At 68.7% G+C, this 22123-nt stretch carries 21 protein-coding genes and 1 pseudogene; 19 read left to right on the top strand and 3 right to left on the bottom strand.

Features of this window, described 5'->3' with window-relative positions:
- Positions 1 to 61 precede the first annotated feature (61 nt).
- The 12 genes from ftsW to ACXDF8_RS05555 all read left to right on the top strand — a co-directional run bounded on the left by ftsW (position 62) and on the right by ACXDF8_RS05555 (position 12038).
- Positions 62 to 1615 (top strand): putative lipid II flippase FtsW, encoded by a 1554-nt coding sequence (ftsW, locus tag ACXDF8_RS05500; protein ID WP_457222373.1) that lies wholly within the window; start codon positions 62 to 64, stop codon positions 1613 to 1615.
- 11 nt (positions 1616 to 1626) lie between these two features.
- On the top strand, positions 1627 to 2799 hold the full coding sequence (gene murG / locus ACXDF8_RS05505; RefSeq protein ID WP_457222374.1) for an undecaprenyldiphospho-muramoylpentapeptide beta-N-acetylglucosaminyltransferase: 1173 nt from the start codon (positions 1627 to 1629) through the stop codon (positions 2797 to 2799).
- Positions 2800 to 2849: 50 nt separating this feature from the next.
- On the top strand, positions 2850 to 4256 hold the full coding sequence (murC, locus tag ACXDF8_RS05510) for a UDP-N-acetylmuramate--L-alanine ligase (protein ID WP_457222375.1): 1407 nt from the start codon (positions 2850 to 2852) through the stop codon (positions 4254 to 4256).
- Positions 4253 to 5179, top strand: coding sequence for a cell division protein FtsQ/DivIB (locus ACXDF8_RS05515; RefSeq protein WP_457222236.1), 927 nt, complete (start codon positions 4253 to 4255; stop codon positions 5177 to 5179). The genes murC and ACXDF8_RS05515 overlap by 4 nt, the downstream gene beginning before the upstream one ends.
- 192 nt (positions 5180 to 5371) lie before the next feature.
- Positions 5372 to 6529: a cell division protein FtsZ gene (ftsZ, locus tag ACXDF8_RS05520; RefSeq protein ID WP_457222237.1), complete on the top strand. Its 1158-nt coding sequence runs from the start codon at positions 5372 to 5374 to the stop codon at positions 6527 to 6529.
- Between the two features lie 31 nt (positions 6530 to 6560).
- Positions 6561 to 7268: a peptidoglycan editing factor PgeF gene (gene pgeF, locus ACXDF8_RS05525; protein WP_457222238.1), complete on the top strand. Its 708-nt coding sequence runs from the start codon at positions 6561 to 6563 to the stop codon at positions 7266 to 7268.
- A complete protein-coding gene (locus ACXDF8_RS05530; protein ID WP_457222239.1) occupies positions 7265 to 8017 on the top strand; it encodes a YggS family pyridoxal phosphate-dependent enzyme in 753 nt (250 codons plus the stop codon). Before pgeF ends, ACXDF8_RS05530 begins: the two co-directional genes overlap by 4 nt.
- 65 nt (positions 8018 to 8082) lie before the next feature.
- Complete coding sequence (locus ACXDF8_RS05535; protein WP_457222240.1) at positions 8083 to 8769, top strand: cell division protein SepF; 687 nt, start codon at positions 8083 to 8085, stop codon at positions 8767 to 8769.
- 87 nt (positions 8770 to 8856) lie between these two features.
- The gene (locus ACXDF8_RS05540; protein WP_457222241.1) at positions 8857 to 9156 is read left to right on the top strand and encodes a YggT family protein; all 300 of its coding nucleotides are present in this window, start codon (positions 8857 to 8859) and stop codon (positions 9154 to 9156) included.
- A gap of 233 nt (positions 9157 to 9389) precedes the next feature.
- Positions 9390 to 10202: a DivIVA-like cell division protein Wag31 gene (wag31, locus tag ACXDF8_RS05545; protein ID WP_457222242.1), complete on the top strand. Its 813-nt coding sequence runs from the start codon at positions 9390 to 9392 to the stop codon at positions 10200 to 10202.
- 54 nt (positions 10203 to 10256) lie between these two features.
- Positions 10257 to 10631 (top strand): hypothetical protein, encoded by a 375-nt coding sequence (locus ACXDF8_RS05550; protein WP_457222243.1) that lies wholly within the window; start codon positions 10257 to 10259, stop codon positions 10629 to 10631.
- Positions 10632 to 10667: 36 nt separating this feature from the next.
- Positions 10668 to 12038 (top strand): TIGR01777 family oxidoreductase, encoded by a 1371-nt coding sequence (locus tag ACXDF8_RS05555; RefSeq protein ID WP_457222244.1) that lies wholly within the window; start codon positions 10668 to 10670, stop codon positions 12036 to 12038.
- Here ACXDF8_RS05555 and ACXDF8_RS05560 read toward each other — a convergent pair.
- Both ACXDF8_RS05560 and ACXDF8_RS05565 read right to left on the bottom strand, forming a co-directional pair.
- On the bottom strand, positions 12035 to 12832 hold the full coding sequence (locus tag ACXDF8_RS05560; protein WP_457222245.1) for an ABC transporter ATP-binding protein: 798 nt from the start codon (positions 12830 to 12832) through the stop codon (positions 12035 to 12037). The genes ACXDF8_RS05555 and ACXDF8_RS05560 overlap by 4 nt on opposite strands.
- Positions 12829 to 13509: a FadR/GntR family transcriptional regulator gene (locus ACXDF8_RS05565; protein WP_457222246.1), complete on the bottom strand. Its 681-nt coding sequence runs from the start codon at positions 13507 to 13509 to the stop codon at positions 12829 to 12831. The genes ACXDF8_RS05560 and ACXDF8_RS05565 overlap by 4 nt, the downstream gene beginning before the upstream one ends.
- Positions 13510 to 13757: 248 nt before the next feature.
- Between ACXDF8_RS05565 and ACXDF8_RS05570 the strand changes: the two are divergent.
- Positions 13758 to 15405 (top strand): annotated as a pseudogene (locus ACXDF8_RS05570) (2-isopropylmalate synthase).
- Here ACXDF8_RS05570 and ACXDF8_RS05575 read toward each other — a convergent pair.
- Positions 15353 to 15808, bottom strand: coding sequence for a peroxiredoxin (locus ACXDF8_RS05575; RefSeq protein WP_457222247.1), 456 nt, complete (start codon positions 15806 to 15808; stop codon positions 15353 to 15355). The pseudogene ACXDF8_RS05570 and the gene ACXDF8_RS05575 overlap by 53 nt on opposite strands.
- Positions 15809 to 15875: 67 nt before the next feature.
- Between ACXDF8_RS05575 and ACXDF8_RS05580 the strand changes: the two genes are divergently transcribed.
- The 6 genes from ACXDF8_RS05580 to lgt all read left to right on the top strand — a co-directional run bounded on the left by ACXDF8_RS05580 (position 15876) and on the right by lgt (position 22100).
- Positions 15876 to 17396, top strand: a complete 1521-nt coding sequence (locus tag ACXDF8_RS05580) for an anthranilate synthase component I (RefSeq protein ID WP_457222248.1) — start codon at positions 15876 to 15878, stop codon at positions 17394 to 17396.
- A complete protein-coding gene (locus ACXDF8_RS05585) occupies positions 17393 to 17992 on the top strand; it encodes a TIGR02234 family membrane protein (RefSeq protein ID WP_457222249.1) in 600 nt (199 codons plus the stop codon). The genes ACXDF8_RS05580 and ACXDF8_RS05585 overlap by 4 nt, the downstream gene beginning before the upstream one ends.
- Positions 17993 to 18070: 78 nt before the next feature.
- Positions 18071 to 18889 (top strand): indole-3-glycerol phosphate synthase TrpC, encoded by an 819-nt coding sequence (gene trpC / locus ACXDF8_RS05590; RefSeq protein WP_457222250.1) that lies wholly within the window; start codon positions 18071 to 18073, stop codon positions 18887 to 18889.
- A gap of 3 nt (positions 18890 to 18892) precedes the next feature.
- Positions 18893 to 20164, top strand: coding sequence for a tryptophan synthase subunit beta (gene trpB / locus ACXDF8_RS05595; protein ID WP_457222251.1), 1272 nt, complete (start codon positions 18893 to 18895; stop codon positions 20162 to 20164).
- On the top strand, positions 20161 to 20964 hold the full coding sequence (trpA, locus tag ACXDF8_RS05600; RefSeq protein ID WP_457222252.1) for a tryptophan synthase subunit alpha: 804 nt from the start codon (positions 20161 to 20163) through the stop codon (positions 20962 to 20964). The genes trpB and trpA overlap by 4 nt, the downstream gene beginning before the upstream one ends.
- Positions 20961 to 22100 carry a prolipoprotein diacylglyceryl transferase gene (gene lgt, locus ACXDF8_RS05605; protein ID WP_457222253.1) on the top strand — a complete coding sequence of 380 codons (1140 nt, stop codon included), beginning with the start codon at positions 20961 to 20963 and terminating at the stop codon, positions 22098 to 22100. The genes trpA and lgt overlap by 4 nt, the downstream gene beginning before the upstream one ends.
- Positions 22101 to 22123 lie beyond the last annotated feature (23 nt).

Below are 22123 nucleotides of genomic sequence, written 5' to 3' on the forward strand. Positions count from 1 at the left end.
TACCGAGGTCACCGACACCACCGAGGTCACCGACACCACCGAGGCGGCTGACACCGCCGAGGTGACTGACACCGCCGAGGAGGCGGCCACCGCCCCCATCAAGTACCGGTTCGAGGTCCGCAACAAGTTCGGCAGCTGGCTGGGCCGGCCGATGACGTCGTTCCACCTGATCGTCTCGGTGGCCGCGCTGTTGGTGAGCCTCGGACTGATCATGGTGCTCTCGGCATCGGGTGTGCACTCCTACGACGAGGACGGCTCACCGTGGGCGATCTTCGGCCGGCAGGTGATGTGGACCCTGGTGGGGTTGGTCGGGTGCTGGGTCGCCCTGCGACTCCCGGTGAGTTTTCTGCGGCGCACCGCTTTCTCCGCCTTCGCGATCACGATCGTGTTGCTGGTGCTGGTCCTCATCCCGGGCATCGGCCACGAATCCAACGGTTCGCGTGGGTGGTTCGTCGTCGCCGGGTTGTCGATGCAGCCCTCCGAGCTGACCAAGATCGCGTTCGCCATCTGGGGCGCGCACCTGCTGGCCACTCGGCGGCTGGAACGCGCGTCGTTGCGCGAAATGCTGGTTCCGCTGTTGCCCGCGGCGGTGATCGCGCTGGCGCTGATCGTGGCCCAGCCGGACCTCGGCCAGACCGTGTCGCTCGGCATCATCCTGCTCGCCCTGCTCTGGTACGCGGGCCTGCCGCTGAAGGTCTTCGCAAGTTCACTGTTGGCGGCAGTGGCCGCCGCGGCCGTCCTGGCCGTCTCGGAGGGGTACCGCTCCGACCGGGTGCGGTCCTGGCTCGACCCCAGTGCCGACGCCCAGGGATCGGGCTATCAGGCCCGGCAGGCCAAGTTCGCGCTGGCCAACGGCGGCGTGTTCGGTGACGGCCTGGGCCAGGGCACCGCGAAGTGGAACTACCTGCCCAACGCCCACAACGACTTCATCTTCGCGATCATCGGCGAGGAACTCGGATTCGTCGGTGCCTTCGGGTTGCTGGCTCTGTTCGGACTGTTCGCCTATACCGGCATGCGGATCGCCCGCCGCTCGGCCGATCCCTTCCTGCGCCTGCTGACCGCAACGGCGACCATGTGGGTCATCGGCCAGGTGTTCATCAACGTCGGCTACGTCATCGGGCTGTTGCCCGTCACCGGCATTCAGCTCCCGCTTATCTCGGCGGGTGGAACATCAACGGCGACAACACTGTTCATGATCGGGCTGATGGCCAACGCGGCCCGCCACGAGCCCGAGGCGGTGGCTGCGCTGCGCGCCGGGCGCGACGATCGGATGAACAGGCTGCTGCGGTTGCCACTTCCGGAGCCCTACGTGCCGTCGCGGGTCGAGGCGCTGCGCGACCGGTTGCGGTCCAAGCCGAACAACGACAAACCGGCCAAACCCGCCAAACCGGCCAAAGCCGCCAAACCCGCGCGGCCGGCGAAGAAGGCTGTGCGCGCCCCGCAGCCCACCCGCGAGCGTGCCGCCGCACCCCGCAAAACCAGGACGCCCGAGCGACCCACCCGGCGCTCAGGGCATCATGGTGACGCCGCGCTTCGCGGCGCGCAGCAGCAGGGGAATCAGGGAAGCGGCCGTCCGCGGCGGTCCCGCGCTTTGGAAGGTCAGCGTTACGGGTGAGTGTCTCGAAGATCGGCGACGGTGCGAATCGCGGCGACTCGGGCAGTAAAAGCAGTGATGGAGATGTAGCGGTGTCGGTTGTTCTCGCCGGTGGTGGGACCGCCGGGCATGTCGAACCGGCCATGGCGGTCGCCGACGCGCTCAGGGCGCTGGACCCGGCGATCAGGATCACCGCGCTGGGGACGGCCCGCGGGCTGGAGACGCGATTGGTGCCCGCCCGCGGCTACGACCTGAAACTCATCACCCCGGTGCCGCTGCCGCGCAAGCTCAACGGCGATCTGCTGCGGTTGCCGATGCGGGTGCGCCGCGCCGTCAAAGAGACCCGCGCTGTGCTCGACGAGGTGAATGCGGACGTCGTCATCGGCTTCGGCGGCTACGTGGCCGTGCCCGCCTACCTCGCCGCGCGCGGCGGACGCCTGCGCCGGCGCGGGGTACCGGTCGTGGTGCACGAGGCCAACGCCAGCGCGGGGCTGGCCAACCGGGTCGGCGCGCGTCGGGCCAAGCGCGTGCTGTCGGCGGTACCCGACTCGGGTCTGCGGCACGCCGAGGTGGTCGGTATGCCGGTGCGCGCCTCGATCACCGGCCTGGACCGCCGCGCACTGCGCGCACAGGCCCGCGCTCACTTCGGCTTCGCCGAGGAGGCCGTGGTGTTACTGGTGTTCGGCGGATCCCAGGGCGCGGCCTCGATCAACCGCGCGGTATCGGCGGCGGCGGGACCGCTTGCCGCCGCTGGCATTTCGGTGCTGCACGCACACGGACCCAAGAACACCCTGGACCTGCGCACCCCCGAGCCCGGCGAGCCGCCCTACGTCGCGGTGCCCTACCTGGACCGTATGGACCTGGCCTACGCCGCGGCCGACCTGGCGATCTGCAGGTCCGGGGCGATGACGGTCGCCGAGGTCTGCGCGGTCGGGCTGCCCGCGGTCTACGTACCGCTGCCGATCGGCAACGGCGAGCAGCGGCTCAACGCACTGCCGGTGGTCCGAGCCGGTGGCGGGCTGTTGACCGCCGACGCCGACCTCACACCCGAATTCGTCGCGAACGACGTGGCGAGCCTGCTCACCGACCCGGCGCGGCTGCAGGCGATGACCGCGGCCGCCGCCGGAGCGGGGCACCGCGACGCCGCCCAGCGGGTCGCCGAGGTGGCGCTCGCGGTGGCCAGGGCCGGTAAGGAATCCCGGTGAGCGCGACCGACGGCGCCAGGGCCCTGCCGCCCGAACTCGAACGGGTCCATATGGTCGGCATCGGCGGTGCGGGCATGTCCGGTATCGCGCGGATCCTGCTGGACCGAGGGGGACAGGTCTCGGGTTCGGACGCCAAGGAGTCGCGCGGAGTCGTGGCCCTACGGGCGCGGGGCGCGGTGATCAGCATCGGGCACGACGCGGCCAATCTCGATTTGTTGCCCGGCGGTCCGACCGCGGTGATCACCACCCACGCCGCCATCCCGAAGACCAACCCGGAACTGGTCGAGGCCCGGCGGCGGGCGGTACCGGTGATCCTGCGCCCGGTGGTGCTGGCCAAATTGATGGCCGGCGACACGACGCTGATGGTCACCGGAACGGCGGGCAAGACAACCACCACGTCGATGTTGATCGTGGCGCTGCAGCACAGCGGATTCGACCCGTCGTTCGCCGTCGGCGGCGATCTGGGCGAGGCGGGAACCAACGCGCACAACGGCAGCGGCCGGTATTTCGTCGCCGAGGGCGACGAGAGCGACGGCTCGCTGGTGGAATACGAGCCCGATATCGCGGTCGTGACCAACGTCGAAGCCGACCATCTGGACTTCTTCGGTACCGAAGAAGCCTACGTCCAGGTCTTCGATGCGTTCATGGAGCGGTTGCGTCCGGGCGGTGCCCTGGTGGCGTGCGTCGACGATCCGGGGGCGGCCGCGCTCGCCGAACGGACCGCCGCCCTGGGGATCAGGGTGCTGCGCTACGGCAGCGCCGGGCACCCCGACCTCGACGCCGCGCTGGTCGAATGGGAACAGCGGGGTACCAGCGCCATCGCGACGATCCAGCTGGCGGGGGAGACCCACCCGCGCACCATGCGCCTTGCGGTGCCCGGGCGGCACATGGCGCTCAACGCGTTGGCCGCCTTGTTGGCGGCCATGCAGGCCGGTGCCGATCCGGACGTCGTACTCGAGGCGCTGGCCGACTTCGAAGGGGTGCGCCGACGGTTCGAGCTGGTCGGGACCGCCGGCGAGGTCAAGGTGTTCGACGACTACGCCCACCACCCCACTAAGGTGGCGGCCGCGCTGACCACGCTGTGTGGGCTGTCCAAGGAGACCGGCGGCCGCGCCATCGTCGTCTTCCAGCCCCATTTGTATTCGCGGACAAAGGCTTTCGCGCGCGAGTTCGGTCACGCACTGGACACCGCCGACGAGGTGTTCGTGCTCGACGTCTACGCCGCCCGGGAGCAGCCGCTGGCCGGTATCAGCGGGGCCACCGTGGCTGAGCACGTCAGCGTGCCGGCGCATTACGTGGCCGATTTCTCCGCGGTCGCCGATCAGGTGGCGGCGGTGGCCCGACCCGGTGACGTGGTGGTCACCATGGGTGCCGGGGACGTGACCCTGCTCGGCCAGGAGATTCTCGACGCCCTGCAGATCAAACTGAACAGGTCGATGCCCGGACACGACCGATGACGCAGACCCCCGACGAGCCGCCGGGTGAGCCGGCGCCGATCCTGCCCAAACCGCCGGCCGAGGATGCCCCCGAGGAGCCGGACGCCGAGCAGCCCGCTGAGGTAGACCTGGAGGGCCCGCGCCGGCGGGAGCGCCGTGAACGTGCCGAACGCCGCGCCGCGCAGGCCCGCGCGACCGCCATCGAGCACGCTCGGCGCGAGGCCAAACGTAAGGTCAACGGCCCGGCGGTCGAGGTCCCGAAGCCCCTGGGAAAGCGGGCCGTTCGTGGTCTGAAGCTGCTCACCTGGCTGATCGTGCTGACGATCATCAGCGTGGGGCTGGGCCTGATCCTCTATTTCACACCGGTCATGTCGGCCCGCTCCCTGGTGATCACCGGCCTCGGGGCGGTGACCCGTGAGGAAGTGGTCGACGCCGCCAAGGTCCAGCTCGGCACACCGCTGCTGCAGGTCAACACCGACGAGGTGGCCGACCGGGTCGCCGGCATCCGGCGGGTGGCCAGCGCCCGGGTGCAGCGCGAGTATCCGTCGACGCTGCGGATCACCATCGTCGAACGCATCCCGGTCGTGGTGAAGGACTATCCGGACGGCCCGCACCTGTTTGACCGCGACGGCGTCGACTTTGCCACCGCACCGCCGCCCCCGGGGCTGGCCTATATCGATGTCGACCAGCCCGGTCCCAGTGATCCCGCGACCAGGGCTGCCCTCGAAGTGATGACGGCGCTGCGTCCGGAGGTGGTGGCACAAGTCAGTCGCATCGCCGCGCCGTCGCTGGCGTCGGTGACGTTGACGCTCACCGATGGCCGGACCGTGGTGTGGGGGACCACCGACCGCACCGACGAGAAGGCCGAGAAGCTTGCCGCGCTGCTGACTCAGCCCGGCAAGGTCTACGACGTGTCCAGCCCGGATCTGCCGACCGTCAAGTAGCGGCCCGTGACCGATATCGCGGAGAAAATCGCCGCGACACGTCGGCGCGCCTCCCCAATCCAACGCGGACCGGCCATACCGTTCTGTTTGCGCGGCACTACTTGACATAACTCTAAGCCTCTTGTTGAGGTTGAGGGTTTGACCCCAGGGGAGTCGCGGTAGCCCGAGCCCCATAAGGGAGGAAGACAGACGATGACCCCCCCGCATAACTACCTCGCCGTTATCAAGGTCGTTGGCATCGGCGGCGGCGGCGTCAACGCCGTCAACCGAATGATCGAGCAGGGACTCAAGGGCGTCGAGTTCATCGCGATCAACACCGACGCCCAGGCGCTGTTGATGAGCGACGCCGACGTCAAGCTCGACGTCGGCCGGGACTCCACCCGTGGTCTCGGTGCCGGCGCCGATCCGGAGGTCGGCCGCAAAGCCGCCGAGGATGCCAAGGACGAGATCGAGGAGCTGCTCCGCGGCGCCGACATGGTGTTCGTCACCGCCGGCGAAGGTGGCGGCACCGGCACCGGTGGCGCGCCCGTGGTGGCCTCGATCGCCCGCAAGCTCGGCGCGCTGACCGTCGGCGTGGTGACGCGCCCGTTCTCCTTCGAGGGCAAGCGACGCTCCAACCAGGCCGAATCCGGCATCCAGGCGCTGCGCGAGAGCTGCGACACCCTCATCGTCATCCCCAACGATCGTCTGCTGCAGATGGGCGACGCCCAGGTCTCGTTGATGGATGCCTTCCGCAGCGCCGACGAAGTGCTGCTCAACGGCGTGCAGGGCATCACCGACCTGATCACCACCCCAGGCCTGATCAACGTCGACTTCGCCGACGTCAAGGGCATCATGAGCGGAGCGGGCACCGCCCTGATGGGGATCGGTTCGGCTCGCGGCGACGGGCGTGCGCTCAAGGCCGCCGAGATGGCCATCAACTCTCCACTGCTGGAGGCGTCGATGGAAGGTGCGCAGGGCGTGCTGATGTCGATCGCTGGTGGCAGTGACCTGGGCCTGTTCGAGATCAACGAGGCCGCTTCGCTAGTTCAGGACGCCGCACACGTCGAGGCCAACATCATCTTCGGCACCGTGATCGACGACTCGCTCGGCGACGAGGTACGGGTGACCGTCATCGCCGCCGGCTTCGATGCCGCCGGACCCGGCCGCAAGCCGGTCGTGGGCGCGGCGGGCGCGGGCCAGGGCATCGCGCCGGGAGCCGCCGGCAAGCTCAGCTCGTCGCTCTTCGAGCCGATCGACGCGGCCAGCGTCCCGGTGCACACCAACGGCGCGACGGTCAGCATCGGCGGCGGTGACGACGGCGGAATCTCCGACGACGACGTCGACGTGCCGCCCTTCATGCGGCACTGACCCCGTCGGCTGCGCCCGGATACTGGGCAACGTGACAGTTCGCATTCGCCGGGTGACCACCACCCGGGCCGGTGGGGTCTCGGTGAAGCCCTACGACACCTTCAACCTCGGTGACCACGTCGGCGACGATCCCCAGGCGGTTGCCGCCAACCGCAAGCGGCTGGCCGCCGCGATCCGGCTGCCCGAGGACCATGTGGTGTGGATGAATCAGACCCACAGCGACCATGTCGCCGTCGTCGAGGCACCACGTACCGATCCGGTCGACGACACCGACGCACTGGTGACCACCACGCCGGGGCTCGCGCTGGCCGTCGTCACGGCCGACTGCGTGCCGGTGCTGCTGTCCGACGCCCGCGCCGGTGTGATCGCCGCGGCGCACGCCGGGCGGGTCGGCGCGGCCGACGGTGTGGTGTTGCGGACGCTGGAGGCCATGCTGGCCGCGGGCGCACACACCGAGGACATCTCGGTGCTGCTGGGCCCGGCGGTCAGTGGCGCGAACTACGAAGTTCCCGAACAGATGGCGGCCGAGGTCGAAGCGCGGCTGCCCGGCAGCCGCACCACCACCTCGCGCGGCACGCCCGGCCTGGATCTGCGAGCGGGCATCGTTCGGCAGCTGGTCGGCGCCGGTGTCACGGCCATCGACGCCGACCCGCGCTGCACGGTGGCTGACCGCAACCTGTTCAGCCACCGCCGCGGCGCACCCACGGGTCGGCTGGCTTGCCTGGTGTGGATGGAATGACCGCCGCTACCGCACGGGAGGACGAACTGCGCACCGCGCTGGGTGCCGTCCAGCGGCGTCTGGCACGTGCGGCCCACGCAGCCGGCCGCGACGCCGCCGACATCGAGCTGCTGCCCATCACCAAATTTTTCCCGGCCACCGACGTGGCGATCCTTTGGCGGCTGGGCGCCCGCAGCTTCGGTGAATCCCGCGAGCAGGAGGCATCGGCCAAGATTGTCGAGTTCGGCTCGCTGGTGGGGCTTGACGCCAGCCAGGCGCGCTGGCACATGGTCGGCCAGATTCAGCGCAACAAGGCCAAAGCCATTGCCGGGTGGGCGGATACCGTGCATTCGTTGAGCAGCGCGAAGGTAGCGGCCGCGCTGGACCGCGGTGCCGCCCAGGCGATCGAGGAGGGTCACCGGCACGCGCCGCTGCGGGTGTTCATCCAGATCAGCCTCGACGGGGACACCTCGCGGGGCGGAGTGGACATCGACGACCCGGGTGCGGTGGATGCGCTGTGTGACAACGTCGCCGACGCCGCGGCGCTGCGCCTGGTCGGGTTGATGGCAGTCCCGCCGCTGGGGGTCGACGCCGATACCGCATTCGCCGCACTGGCCGCCGAGCATCGGCGCGTCCAGCGCGCTCACCCCGGCGCGACAGAGCTGTCGGCGGGGATGTCCGGTGACCTGGAAGCCGCAGTGCGACACGGTTCGACGTGTGTGCGTGTCGGTACAGCTGTTATGGGACAACGTCCTCTAACGTCTCCCTGAGTAGTCACTCCAGTCACATCTTCATCACAGACACCGCAGTTCACGCTTTCAGAAGGGTCCAGGCGATGAGCACACTCCACAAGGTCAAGGCCTACTTCGGGATGGCCCCGATGGACGATTACGACGACGAGTACTACGACGACGACGACCGTGGTGCTGCCCGCGGGTACGCGCGCCGCAGTGAGCGATTCGCCGAGGACGAGTACGAGCGCGGACCGCGCTACGACGATCGCGAGGTGCGGGCCGCCCGCGACTACGAGGACCTCCGGGATCCCCGCGATGCCGACTACCACCCGCCGACCGGTGGTTTCCGCAGCGGCTACGCCGACGAACCCCGGTTCCGTCCGCGCGAGTTCGACCACCCGCACGACATGCCCCGCCCCTCGCGCTTCGGTTCTCTGCGCGGATCCACCCGCGGCGCTCTGGCGATGGACCCTCGCCGGATGGCCGAACTGTTCGAGGCGGGCAGCCCGATGTCGAAGATCACCACGCTGCGGCCCAAGGACTACAGCGAGGCCCGCACGATCGGCGAGCGTTTCCGTGACGGCCAGCCGGTGATCATGGATCTGGTGTCGATGGACAACGCCGACGCCAAGCGGCTGGTCGACTTCGCCGCCGGCCTGGCCTTCGCCCTGCGTGGCTCGTTCGACAAGGTGGCTACCAAGGTTTTCCTGCTGTCGCCGGCCGACGTGGACGTCAGCGCGGAGGAGCGCCGCCGTATCGCCGAGGCGGGTTTCTACAGCTACCAGTGAACCCGGGTAGGCTGACGGCGTCGCGCTGGCCCCAAACCAGCGATGTCGGCAATGTCACATCCGCTGTTGATTAAGGACCGGCTTTAGTTGTCGCTGTTCTTCGAGATTCTTGGCTTCGCGCTGTTCGTTTTCTGGCTGCTGCTGATAGCCCGCGTCGTCGTGGAGTTCATCCGCTCGTTCAGCCGGGACTGGCATCCGCGCGGATTCACCGTCGTGGTCCTCGAGGTCATCATGACCGTTACCGATCCGCCGGTGAAGCTGCTGCGCCGCCTGATCCCGCAGTTGACCATCGGTGCCGTGCGGTTCGACCTGTCGATCATGGTGCTGCTGCTGGTCGCTTTCATCGGCATGCAGCTGGCGTTCAACGCGGCGGCCGCGGCGGCCTGAGCCGGCACACGCGCGGGGTCGGGAAATCTACTCCACATCTGCGTGCAATGTGGTTAGCCACGCCGGTTAGGTGGTACGGAAAGCTGAAATTAGCTCTTAATTATCGGTCTCCGAGGCGACCTGCGGTTCTGGTGTGACAGGATGGACGCCAGTTACAGTACGGATCGACGAACGTGCGACGCGTTCTACACTTTGCAGACCGGTTTGACCGTCCAGACCCGAGGGGGCAGATGATGCCACTTACACCGGCCGACGTGCACAATGTGGCGTTCAGCAAGCCGCCTATCGGCAAGCGTGGCTACAACGAGGATGAGGTTGACGCCTTCCTCGACCTGGTGGAGAACGAGCTGACACGCCTCATCGAGGAGAACTCCGATCTGCGTCAGCGGGTCGCCGAGCTGGACCAGGAGCTCGCCGGTGCCCGCTCGGGCGGGGCCGTGTTGCAGCCCACCCAGGCGATTCCGCTCTACCAGCCTGAGCCGGAACCCCAGCCCGCGCCGGTGCCCGCGCCGACCCCGCAGCCGGTGGCCAGCCCCGCCGCCAGCGAGGAGCAGGCGATGAAGGCGGCCCGCGTGCTCGCCCTGGCTCAGGACACCGCGGACCGGCTGACCGGGACCGCCAAGGCTGAGGCCGACAAGCTGCTCGCCGACGCGCGTGCCAACGCCGACCAGATCCTGTCGGAGGCGCGCCACACCGCCGAGACCACGGTTGCCGACGCCAAGCAGCGCTCGGACGCCATGCTCAGCGACGCGCAGACTCGCTCGGAGACCCAGTTGCGCCAGGCACAGGAGAAGGCCGACGCGCTGCAGGCCGACGCCGAGCGCAAGCACACCGAGATCATGGGCACGATCAACCAGCAGCGCACCGTTCTCGAGGGCCGGCTGGAACAGCTGCGGACCTTCGAACGCGAGTACCGCACCCGTCTCAAGACCTACCTGGAGTCGCAGCTCGAAGAGCTCGGCCAGCGCGGCTCGGCCGCTCCAGTGGATTCCGGCGCCAACAGCGACGGCGGCGGGTTCAACCAGTTCAACCGCGGTAACAACTAACACTGCCGTCGGGCTGGCACAGCCTGTGTGCTCTGAGCGGCCGGAGGGTGATCGATGCTGATCGTTGCGCTGGTGTTGGCGGTGATCGGCCTCGCGGCGCTGGTCACCGCGGTCGTGACCAGCAATGAGTTGGTCGCCTGGGTGTGCATCGCGGCCAGCGTGATCGGTGTGATCCTGCTGATCGTCGACGCCATCCGGGAACGCCAGAACCGCCAGCTAGCCGAGGAACCGGAGTCGGTCGCCACCGCGGAGACGGTCGCGTACTCCGAGACCGACGAGACCGTGGACGCGACCTACTCCAGCTTCGACGCCGAGTATCCCGACGAAGATGTGCTTGCCGAGTCCGAATCCGAGTCCGAACCCGAACCCGAGCCCGAGCCCGAGTCCGAACCCGAGGACACGTCGGCCGGTCCGGCCGATGCACGCTGACCAATCCAGCGTCCCTGCGGCTCCGAATCCCTGACCATGGGCATCGAATACGCCAGCATCGTCGACCATCCGCTCGAGGAGGTCTTCGCCTGGCACACCCGCACCGGCGCCATGCGGCGACTCGTTCCGCCCTGGCAGCCGATGCGGGTGGTGGCCGAGACCGAGTCTCTGGCCGACGGACGTGCCGTACTCGGGTTGCCGGGCGGCTTACGCTGGATCGCCCAGCACGACCCGGCCGGGTATGACCCGCCGTACCAGTTCGTCGATGCGCTGTCCTCGGACGGCGTAATGACGCTGCCGCCGCGGATCATCGGCTGGTGGCGGCACACCCACCGGTTCAGCGACGCCGGGCAGGGGACGACCCGGGTGCACGACAAAGTCGATACGACGGTGCCGGGTGCGGCGCTGCGCTCCACGTTCGCCTACCGCCACCGTCAGTTGGCCGACGATTTGGCCGCCCACCGCGACGCCGCGCAGGCGGGAGCCGGCCAGCTGGCTGTCGCCGTCACCGGCGCGTCCGGTCTGGTCGGCTCGGCGTTGACCGCGATGCTAACCACTGGTGGGCATCGAGTGATCCGGCTGGTTCGTGGAGAGCCGACTCGTCGCGACGAAAGGCGTTGGGATCCCAGTGATCCCGCTGCCGATCTGCTCGACGGTGTCGACGCAGTGATCCATCTGGCCGGTGCCTCCATCGCCGGGCGCTTCACTGAGGCCCACCGCGCGGCGATCCGCGACTCCCGTATCGAGCCGACCCGGCGGCTGGCCGAGCTGGCCGCCGCGACAGGCCCCGGGCCACGTGCGTTCGTCAGTGCATCGGCGATCGGGTTCTACGGCTACGACCGCGGCGATGCGGTGCTCTGCGAGGACAGCGCCCGCGGCGACGGTTTCCTCGCCGACGTCGTCGCTGACTGGGAGGACGCCACGGCACCTGCCGCGAGTGCAGGCGTGCGAACGGTCATGGTGCGCACCGGCATAGTCCAGGCCGCCGCCGGCGGGACGCTGCGGTTGATGCGGCCGCTGTTCGCCGCGGGGCTCGGCGGCCGGCTGGGCAGCGGTCAGCAGTGGCTGTCCTGGATCGGTTTGGACGACCTGCTCGACATCTACTATCGCGCCGTCTACGACACCCGACTGGCAGGCCCGGTCAATGCCGTCGGCCCAAACCCGGTGCGCAACAACGAATACACCAAGGCCCTGGCTGCGACGATGCACCGCCCGGCATTGCTGCCCGTACCGTCGATCGGGCCCCGGGTGTTGCTCGGCGCGCAGGGCGCGCGGGAGCTGGCCGAAGCCGATCAGCGGGTGCTGCCGACAAAACTGCAAGCACTCGGTCACCGGTTCCGCCACTCCACGGTGTCCGACGCGCTGGCCCACCAGTTGGGGCACGACGCGGCGCCCGGCGTGATCTAGACGTCGATCGCGGTGGCCTTCGCCCGGGCCGTCCACCTGCCGTCGTCGTATCCCACCGCGATCGGATGCGAGAACGCCGCGGTGACGTTCTCGGTCGAGATCGTTTGGTGCGCAGGACCACTCGCCACAGTTCGCCCGTCTGCGATGAGCAAGGCGTGCGTGGTCGTGGTCGGCAGCTCTTCGAGATGGTGAGTCACCAGGATCGAGGCGACTTCGGGGTGGGTGCGGTCGAGACTGTCGATCGTTTCGAGCAGTTGTTCGCGTGCCGCGACGTCGAGACCGGTGGTCGGTTCGTCGAGCAATAACAGATCGGGCTCCGAAATCAGTGCTCGCGCAATGAGAGTCCGGCCGCGTTCGCCCTGGGATAGTGTCGGCCACACGTCGTCGGCCTTGCGGGTCAAGCCCACTGCGGCGATCATCTCCTCGGCCCGGTTGAGCTCGGCAGGGCTCGGCGTCCAGCGCATCGGCAGGTCAATGGTGGCGGTGATACCGGTCAGCACCACCTGGCGCACCGTCAACGAATACTGCAGTCGGTGGCGGGGATTGACGTGCCCGATGGAACGGCGCAACACCGCCAAGTCGGTGCGCCCGAGTCGGCCGCCTAGCACGGTCACGGTGCCGGTGGTCGGGAACGTGACGGCCGCGCAGAAGCCGAGCAGTGTGCTCTTGCCCGCACCGTTGGGGCCGAGCAGTGCCCAATGTTCGCCCGGTTGAACGGCCAGCGAGATGCCGTCGATGATCTGCTTGCCGTCACGACGGAACGTCACGTCGGCAAGTTCGAGAACCGGCGTCATGCGAAGGACTCCTTCAGGGAACTCAGGTGTGATCTGCTGGCGGCAGCGGCCGCGGCGGGATCGCGGGCGGCGATCGCGTCGGCCAATTCCCGGTGCGCCGCGTGGTCGGCTTCCTCGGATGGGACCGGGTGGATCTTGAGCATGTCGATCATCGCCAGCCGCAACCGCGGCAGGAAGGCGTCGAACAACTGCGTCAGGACGTCGTTGTGTGCCGCCGCCACAACTGCCCGGTGGAATGCGGCATCGGCGTCGACATGGTCGGGCACAGCCAGATCGAGTACTCCACGGGCAGCCAGTGTTCGCCGGATCGCCCGCAGGTCGGCGGGCGTGCGCCGGATCGCCGCCAGCGCCGCGGCCTCGGCCTCGATGGCGATCCGCGCTTCGATCACGGCGGTGATGGTCGTGCGCCGCAGGATGGTGTCCCAGTCCTCGGTGGGTTCCACCGCGGTGACGAATACCCCGGCGCCCTGGCGGCTCTCCAGTACGCCTCTGCCGGCCAATTCGCGGATCGCCTCGCGCAGCGTCGAACGACCGACGCCCAACTGCGCCGCTAGGGTGGTTTCGCCGGGAAGTCGTTGTCCCAGTGGCCATTCGCCGGCGCGGATCCGCGTGAGCAATAGCTGGGCCGCTTGTGCGGCAAGCGGGTGGCGCTGCACTTGGGGGACCGGCGAAACCATGGCGACCTCTCTACTTGTCTGAGGAGTAGTGTACTGTCTGGTCATCATGATGCGCGCATTCGTGCTTAGCCGCCGCGGCGGGGCCTGACCGACCGGTTCCCTGCCGTGGCGTGTTGTCGCGCCGGTCGGATTCACCTAACGCCGATCAGGAAGCGACCATGATGAACACGCCATTTCCCACCATCGACACTCCAGTCGGGGACGTCCCGTTCGGGGCACCCGCTTGGAATCGCCAGCGGCGGTCCCAGATGCCCTCACACCGTTACGTCGATGTCTACCGCCGCGTGGCAGTGCCGCCGTCACAACATCGCTGGGCCCAGGCGCGAATCGAGGCCGCACCGCTGTGGGTTCCGGTGGATCTGCGCGACGGCAACCAGGCCCTGGCCGAGCCGATGGACCCGGCACGTAAGCGGCGGTTCTTCGAGCTCCTGGTGGCCATGGGCTACAAAGAGATCGAGGTCGGCTACCCGTCGGCCTCCCAGGCCGACTTCGAGTTCGTCCGGCTGCTGGCCGAATCCGACTTGGCGCCAACGGATGTGACGATCGTGGTGTTCACACCGGCCCGCCGCGACCTCATCGAGCGGACCGTGGCATCGGTGGCGGGCATCCGCAACGAGGTCGTCGTCCACATGTACACCGCCACCGCGCCGACGTGGCGCGACGTGGTGCTGGACCGGGGCCGAGCCGAGCTGCGCGAACTCATCCTGGCAGGAGGCCGCGACGTGCTCGAGCTGGCCGGTGGACGGACCAACGTCCGGTTCGAATTCTCCCCGGAAGTGTTCAACCTGACCGAACCGGACTACGTCCTGGAGTTGTGCGACGACATGACGGCGTTGTGGGACGCCACCCCGCAACGGCCGGTGATCATCAATCTGCCGGCCACCGTCGAGGTCGCCACCCCCAATGTCTACGCGGACCAGATCGAGTACATGCACCTCAATCTGGCCCGGCGGGACAGCGTCATCCTGTCGGTACACCCGCACAACGACCGCGGCACCGGCATTGCCTGCGCCGAGATGGCGGTGCTGGCCGGTGCGCAGCGGGTGGAGGGCTGCGTGTTCGGCAACGGCGAGCGGACCGGCAATGTCGACATCGCGACGCTGGCCCTGAATCTGTACGCCCAGGGCGTCGATCCGATGGTCGATTTCTCCGACATCGATGAGATCGCGCGGACCGTATGTGGGCGCCCTGGTGCACACGGCATTCTCCGGAACCCACCAAGACGCGATCAAGAAGGGGCTGGCCGAACACCGCACGCGGGCGCTGAACGCGGATCGATTTGAGCGTGAAATCGATTGGCGGGTACCGTATCTGCCCATCGACCCAGCCGACATCGGGCGTACCTACGACGCGGTGATCCGGGTCAACTCGCAATCCGGCAAAGGCGGCTTCGCTTACCTGTTGCTCGCCGAATACGGAATGGACCTGCCCCGCGGCCTGCAGATCGATTTCGCGCGGCGAGCCCAGGCGCACGCCGATGCCAGCGGGACCGAAATCAGCCCCGCGGAATTGCTCGAACTCTTCGAATCGGCTTACCAGCGTCCGGGCGGTCCGGTCGAACTCAAGACGTGGCACGACAGAGGGCACGCCGGCATCGAGCTGACTTTGCTCATCGACGGCCGGCCGGACACCAGCATCCATCACGGGATCGGCCCGGTCGACGCACTGATTCGTGCGCTCGCCGACACCGGCCGCCACATCCAGCTGATCGGCGTGACCCAGCAGCAGGTCGGCGACACCACAATCTGCTACCTGCAGTACCACCGGGGCGGTGCCAGCCGCTGGGCTTTCGGTCGCGGTGACTCGGTGTCAGCGGCGTCGATGGCGGCGGTGCTCAGCGCCGTCAACGGGCCCGCAACACCTCTAACGCCTTGTCAGCGTGGGTGTCCATGTTGACCTCGCTGGAGATCACCTCCAGCACGGTGCGGTCGGTGTCGATGACGAATGTCGTGCGCTTGACGGGCAGGAACTTGCCCAGCAGCCCGCGTTTGACCCCGAACGCCGTCGCCACCGCGCCGTCGGCGTCGGACAGCAGCGGGTAGTCGAAGCTCTGCGAGTCGGCGAACCGGGCCTGCTTGTCCACGTCGTCGGTGCTGATGCCGACCCGGGTGGCACCCACCGCGGCGAACTCCGAGGCCAGGTCGCGGAAATGACAGGCTTCCTTGGTGCAGCCGGGCGTCATCGCGGCCGGGTAGAAGAACAAGGCGATCGGCCCGTCGGCGAGCAGGCTGGTCAGCGAGCGCACCGTGCCGGTTTGGTCCGGCAGTTCGAAGTCGGCTACCACGTCGCCACGTTTCATGGGTGATGAGGCTACGCCCGCGCGGACGCCCGTCAAGATCACCCATCGGGTCTGGGAGGATATAGCCGTGCAATCCAACCTCGCCGCCACCACCACGCGCGACGAGTTCCGGGCGCTGGCCGCCGAGCATCGCGTGGTGCCGGTGACCCGCAAGGTACTGGCCGACAGCGAGACCCCGCTCTCGGCGTACCGAAAGCTGGCCGCCAACCGTCCCGGAACCTTCCTGCTTGAGTCCGCCGAGAACGGCCGCTCATGGTCGCGCTGGTCGTTCATCGGGGCCGGGGCGCCCTCGGCGCTCACCGTGCGCGACGGCGAGGCGGTGTGGCTGGGCGCGACCCCGCGGGACGCCCCGACCGGCGGCGATCCACTGCGGGCCCTGCACGACACCATGGCGTTGCTGTCCACCGGCCCCCTCGCCGGCATGCCGCCGCTGTCGGGCGGCATGGTCGGGTTCTTCGCCTACGACTTCGTGCGCCGGCTGGAACGGCTACCGGAGCTGGCCGTCGACGACCTCGAGCTGCCGGACATGCTGCTGCTGCTCGCGACCGATCTGGCCGCCGTCGACCACCACGAGGGCACGATCACCCTGATCGCCAACGCGGTGAATTGGAACGGCACCGACGAACGCGTCGATGAGGCCTATGACGAGGCCGTCGCCCGGCTCGACGTGATGACCGAGGCGCTCGGCCAGCCGCTGCCGTCGACCGTGGCGACTTTCTCCCGGCCCACCCCGAGGCACCGCTCGCAGCGCACGCTCGAGGAGTACAGCGCGATGGTGGAGCGACTGGTCAAGGAGATCGAGGCCGGCGAGGCCTTCCAGGTGGTGCCGTCGCAGCGTTTCGAGATGGACACCACCGTCGATCCCATCGACGTCTACCGGATGCTGCGGGTGACGAATCCCAGCCCGTACATGTACCTGTTGCACGTCCCGGATGAGGCTGGGGGAACGGCCTTTTCGATCGTCGGGTCCAGCCCCGAGGCGTTGGTGACGGTCAAGGACGGCTGGGCGACCACCCACCCGATCGCCGGGACGCGCTGGCGCGGTGCGACCGAGGAGGAAGACCAGCTGCTGGAGAAGGATTTGCTGGCCGATGAGAAGGAGCGCTCCGAGCACCTGATGCTGGTCGATCTGGGCCGCAACGATCTCGGACGGGTGTGCGTGCCGGGCACCGTTCGGGTCGAGGACTACAGCCACATCGAGCGCTACAGCCACGTCATGCACCTGGTGTCGACGGTGACCGGGCAGCTGGCGGAGGGCCGCACCCCGCTGGACGCGGTCACCGCCTGTTTCCCGGCGGGCACCCTGTCCGGTGCCCCGAAGGTTCGTGCGATGGAACTGATCGAGGAGATCGAGAAGACGCGCCGGGGCCTGTACGGCGGTGTCGTCGGGTACCTGGACTTCGCCGGCAATGCCGACTTCGCGATCGCGATCCGCACGGCGTTGATGCGGGCCGGCACCGCCTACGTGCAGGCCGGCGGTGGCGTCGTCGCCGATTCCAATGGCCCGTATGAGTACACCGAGGCCGCCAACAAGGCCAAGGCCGTGCTCAGCGCCATCGCCGCGGCGGAAACGCTGGGTGCGCCGTGATCCGCGTCGGGCAGTTGCTTCTGGTGGTGTCGGCCGTCGCGCTGTGGGTGGCCTCCCGGCTGCCGTGGGTGGCGGTGACGTCGTTCGACGGGCTCGGGCAGCCGAAGACGGTGACGCTCAACGGCGCGAGCTGGTCCAATGCGCTGCTGCCGCTGGCGGTCCTGCTGCTGGCGGCCGCGGTGGCCGGGCTGGCGGTGCGGGGCTGGGGCCTGCGGGTGGTCGCGGTGCTGGTGGCGCTGGTAAGCCTGTTGCTGGGCTATCTCGGCGTCAGCCTGATCGTGATGCCCGACGTCGGGCCGCGGGCCGCGGAGCTTGCGCAGGTGCCGGTGGTGTCGCTGGTCGGCAGTGAACGCCATGCCACGGGGGCGGCGCTCGTCGTGGCCGCCGCGGCATGTGCGCTGGTCGCGGCTGTACTTCTGATGCGCTCGGCGTCCGCTGGGCGGCAGGCCACCGTCAAATACGCCGCACCCGCCGCACGGCGGGACGCGGTGGGTGCCGCCGCACCCGAATCGGCGGTCTCGGAACGTGGCATGTGGGATGCGCTTGACGAGGGACGCGATCCCACTGAACGACCCGTCGACACCGAGGGTCGGTGACGAGTGCGCGGCGTGATGCGGCTACCCTTCCTAAGACACAAGCGAGATCGTCATGGCGTGAGAAGGGATTCGGTTGGCATGAGTTCGGCAACCGTGCTCGACTCCATCATCGAAGGGGTCCGCGCTGACGTTGCCGCTCGCGAGGCGATCGTGAGTCTGGCCGAGGTCAAAGCCGCCGCCGAGGCGGCGCCCGCGCCGCTGAACGTGCTGGCTGCGCTGCGTGCGCCGGGTATCGCGGTGATCGCCGAGGTCAAGCGGGCCAGCCCGTCGCGCGGACAGTTGGCGAACATCCCGAATCCGGCTGAATTGGCCAAGGCTTACCAGAGCGGCGGCGCGCGAGTCATCAGCGTGCTGACCGAGGAGCGCCGCTTCCACGGTTCGCTGGCCGACCTGGACGCGGTACGCGCCGCCGTCCAGATTCCGGTTCTCCGTAAGGACTTCGTGGTCCGGCCCTACCAGATTCACGAGGCCCGGGCGCACGGCGCTGACATGCTGCTGCTGATCGTCGCGGCGCTCGAGCAGCCCGCTCTTGAGTCGATGCTGGAGCGCACCGAGTCGCTCGGCATGACCGCGCTGGTCGAGGTGCACACCGAGGAGGAAGCGGACCGGGCGCTGCAGGCCGGCGCCAAGGTGATCGGTGTGAACGCCCGCGACCTGAAGACCCTGGAGGTCGACCGCGACTGTTTCGCGCGGATCGCGCCGGGGCTGCCCTCCGACATCATCCGGATCGCCGAGTCGGGCGTGCGCGGTACCGCCGACCTGCTGGCGTACGCCGGTGCCGGAGCCGACGCCGTCCTGGTCGGCGAGGGACTGGTCACCAGCGGAGATCCCCGCAGCGCGGTGGCCGACCTGGTGACCGCGGGAGCCCATCCGTCGTGCCCCAAACCCGCCCGCTGAGTCGTGGCTGATACCTCAACTCCGAACGTGCCGCGCACCAGCGCGGCCGTCGCGGAACCGACGAGTCATGAACCCGACGCCCGGGGCCATTTCGGGGTGTACGGCGGACGCTATGTGCCCGAGGCTCTGATGGCGGTCATCGAAGAGGTGACGGCCGCCTACGAGAAGGCCCGCACCGACCAGACATTCCTCGACCAGCTCGACGACCTGCAGACCCACTACGCCGGGCGGCCCTCGCCGCTCTACGAAGCCAAGCGCCTCGGCGAGCACCTCGGCGGCGCGCGGGTGTTCCTCAAGCGCGAGGACCTCAACCACACCGGCTCGCACAAGATCAACAACGTGCTCGGCCAGGCATTGCTGGCCAGGCAGATGGGCAAGACCCGGGTCATCGCCGAGACCGGCGCCGGCCAACACGGCGTGGCGACGGCGACCGCGTGCGCCCTGCTCGGCCTGGAGTGCGTCATCTACATGGGTGCGGTCGACACCGCGCGGCAGGCGCTCAACGTGGCCCGGATGCGGCTGCTCGGCGCTGAAGTGGTGTCGGTGGAGTCCGGTTCCAAGACGCTCAAGGACGCGATCAACGACGCCTTCCGCGACTGGGTCACTAACGCCGACCGCACCTACTACTGCTTCGGCACGGCCGCCGGACCGCATCCGTTCCCGACGATGGTGCGCGACTTCCAGCGGATCATCGGCCTGGAGGCGCGCGCGCAGATGCTGGCACAGGCCGGCCGCCTGCCCGACGTGGTGGCTGCGTGCGTCGGTGGTGGCTCCAACGCGATCGGGATCTTCCATCCGTTCATCGACGACACCGGGGTGCGGTTGGTCGGTTTCGAGGCTGCCGGCGACGGCGTCGAAACCGGAAGGCACGCAGCAACTTTCGCTGGCGGTACACCTGGAGCGTTCCAGGGCTCGTACTCGTATCTGTTGCAGAACGAGGACGGCCAGACCATCGAGTCGCACTCCATCTCGGCCGGCCTGGATTACCCCGGCGTCGGTCCCGAGCACGCGTTCCTCAAAGACATCGGCCGCACCGAGTACCGGCCGATCACCGATGTCGAAGCCATGGACGCATTCCGGCTGCTGTGCCGCCTGGAAGGCATCATCCCCGCCATCGAGTCGGCTCACGCCGTCGCGGGCGCGGTGAAGGTGGCGGCCGAACTCGGTCCGGGCGGAGTCATCCTGATCAATCTGTCCGGTCGCGGCGACAAGGATGTGGAGACGGCGGCCACGTGGTTCGGGCTGATGGGCGATACGAGGCCGGGAGCCCCATGACCGTCGAGCACAGCCGGCTGGGTCCGGTTTTCGCGTCGTGCCGTGACGAGGGCCGGGCAGCGCTGATCGGGTACCTGCCGACGGGTTACCCGGATGTCCCGACGTCCATCGAGGCGATGGTGGCGTTGGTCGAATCGGGTTGCGACATCATCGAAGTCGGTGTGCCGTACTCCGATCCCGGTATGGACGGGCCCGTGATCGCTTCCGCGACCGAGGCCGCGCTGCAGGGCGGTGTGCGGGTGCGCGACACGCTGCGCGCGGTGGAGGCCATCAGCGCGGCGGGCGGCAGCCCGGTGGTCATGACCTACTGGAATCTGATGCTGCACTACGGGATCGACGCATGGGCCCGCGATCTGGCCGCCGCCGGGGGACTAGGGATGATCACCCCGGATCTCATCCCCGAGGAAGCCGAGCAGTGGATCGCGGCGTCTGATGCGCACAATCTGGATCGCATCTTCCTGGTAGCGCCGTCCTCGACACCCGAACGGCTGGCCAAGACCGTGGAGGCGTCGCGTGGATTCGTCTATGCCGCTTCGACCATGGGTGTGACCGGTGCCCGCGACGCTGTGTCGAGCATGGCACCGGAATTGGTGCGGCGGGTCAAGGAAGTCACCGACATACCGGTCGGCGTCGGTCTCGGCGTTCGCTCGCGGGAGCAGGCCGCCGAGATCGCGGCGTACGCCGACGGTGTGATCGTCGGATCGGCGCTCGTGTCGGCACTGACCGACGGTATTCCTGCGGTGCGGACGCTCACTGAAGAGCTGGCCGAGGGTGTGCGACAGAAGGTGTCTACTTCGTGACGACGACCGTCCTGGCTTATTTCCCGAGCCCGTCTCAGGGTGTCTGGCATCTGGGCCCCGTCCCCATTCGCGCGTATGCGCTGTGCATCATCGCAGGCATCATTGCCGCGCTGGTGATCGGCGACCGCCGCTGGGAGGCCCGTGGTGGTGAGCGGGGCGTCATCTACGACATCGCGCTGTGGGCGGTGCCGTTCGGCCTGATCGGTGGGCGGCTCTACCACCTGATGACCGACTGGAGAACGTACTTCGGCGAGGGCGGTGCCGGGCTGGGTGCGGCACTGAAGATTTGGGACGGCGGCCTGGGCATCTGGGGTGCCGTCGCGCTCGGCGGTGTCGGAGCGTGGATCGCGTGCCGGCGCAGGGGGATTCCGCTGCCGGCGTTCGGGGATGCGATCGCACCGGGCATCATCCTGGCGCAGGCGATCGGGCGCCTCGGCAACTACTTCAACCAGGAGCTGTACGGCCGCGAGACCACCATGCCGTGGGGCATGGAGATCTTCTACCGCCGCGACGCCTCCGGGATGGTCGACGTGCACTCCCTGGACGGGGTGTCCACGGGGCAGGTCGCCGCGGTGGTGCAGCCGACGTTCCTCTACGAGTTGGTCTGGAACGTCCTGGTTTTCGTGTTCCTGCTGTGGCTCGATCGCCGGTTCAAGATCGGGCACGGGCGGCTGTTCGCGGCATACGTGGCGGCTTACTGCGTCGGGCGGTTCTGGGTGGAGCTGCTCCGCGACGACACTGCGACCCATATCGCCGGTATCCGGGTCAACTCATTCACGTCGATGTTCGTGTTCATCGGCGCGATCGTGTACATCCTGCTGGCGCCCAAGGGTCGTGAGGATCCGGCGACGCTGGGCGGCAAGCCCGCGGATGCCGAGTCTCGCCCGGAGTCTCACCCGGAGCCTCCCGTGGAGTCTCCAGCCGAGGCCTTCGCCGAGGACCTGGTTGCCGTGGCCACCGGTGGCGGCATCGCAGCGGCCGCGAAGGTTGCCGGCGAGCACGAGAGCGACGACGCCGCCGCTGTCGGCGATGTCGAGCCGGCTCCCGAGCCCGAGCCGGCTCCCGCACCGCAACGTCGTGAATTCCGCACTGTCGTCCGCCGAGTTCTGTGGGGAGTGGACGTCCACCGCGACTGACATCGCTCGCCCGAAGGCGGCAC

The organism is Mycolicibacterium sp. CBM1, from assembly GCF_054073305.1.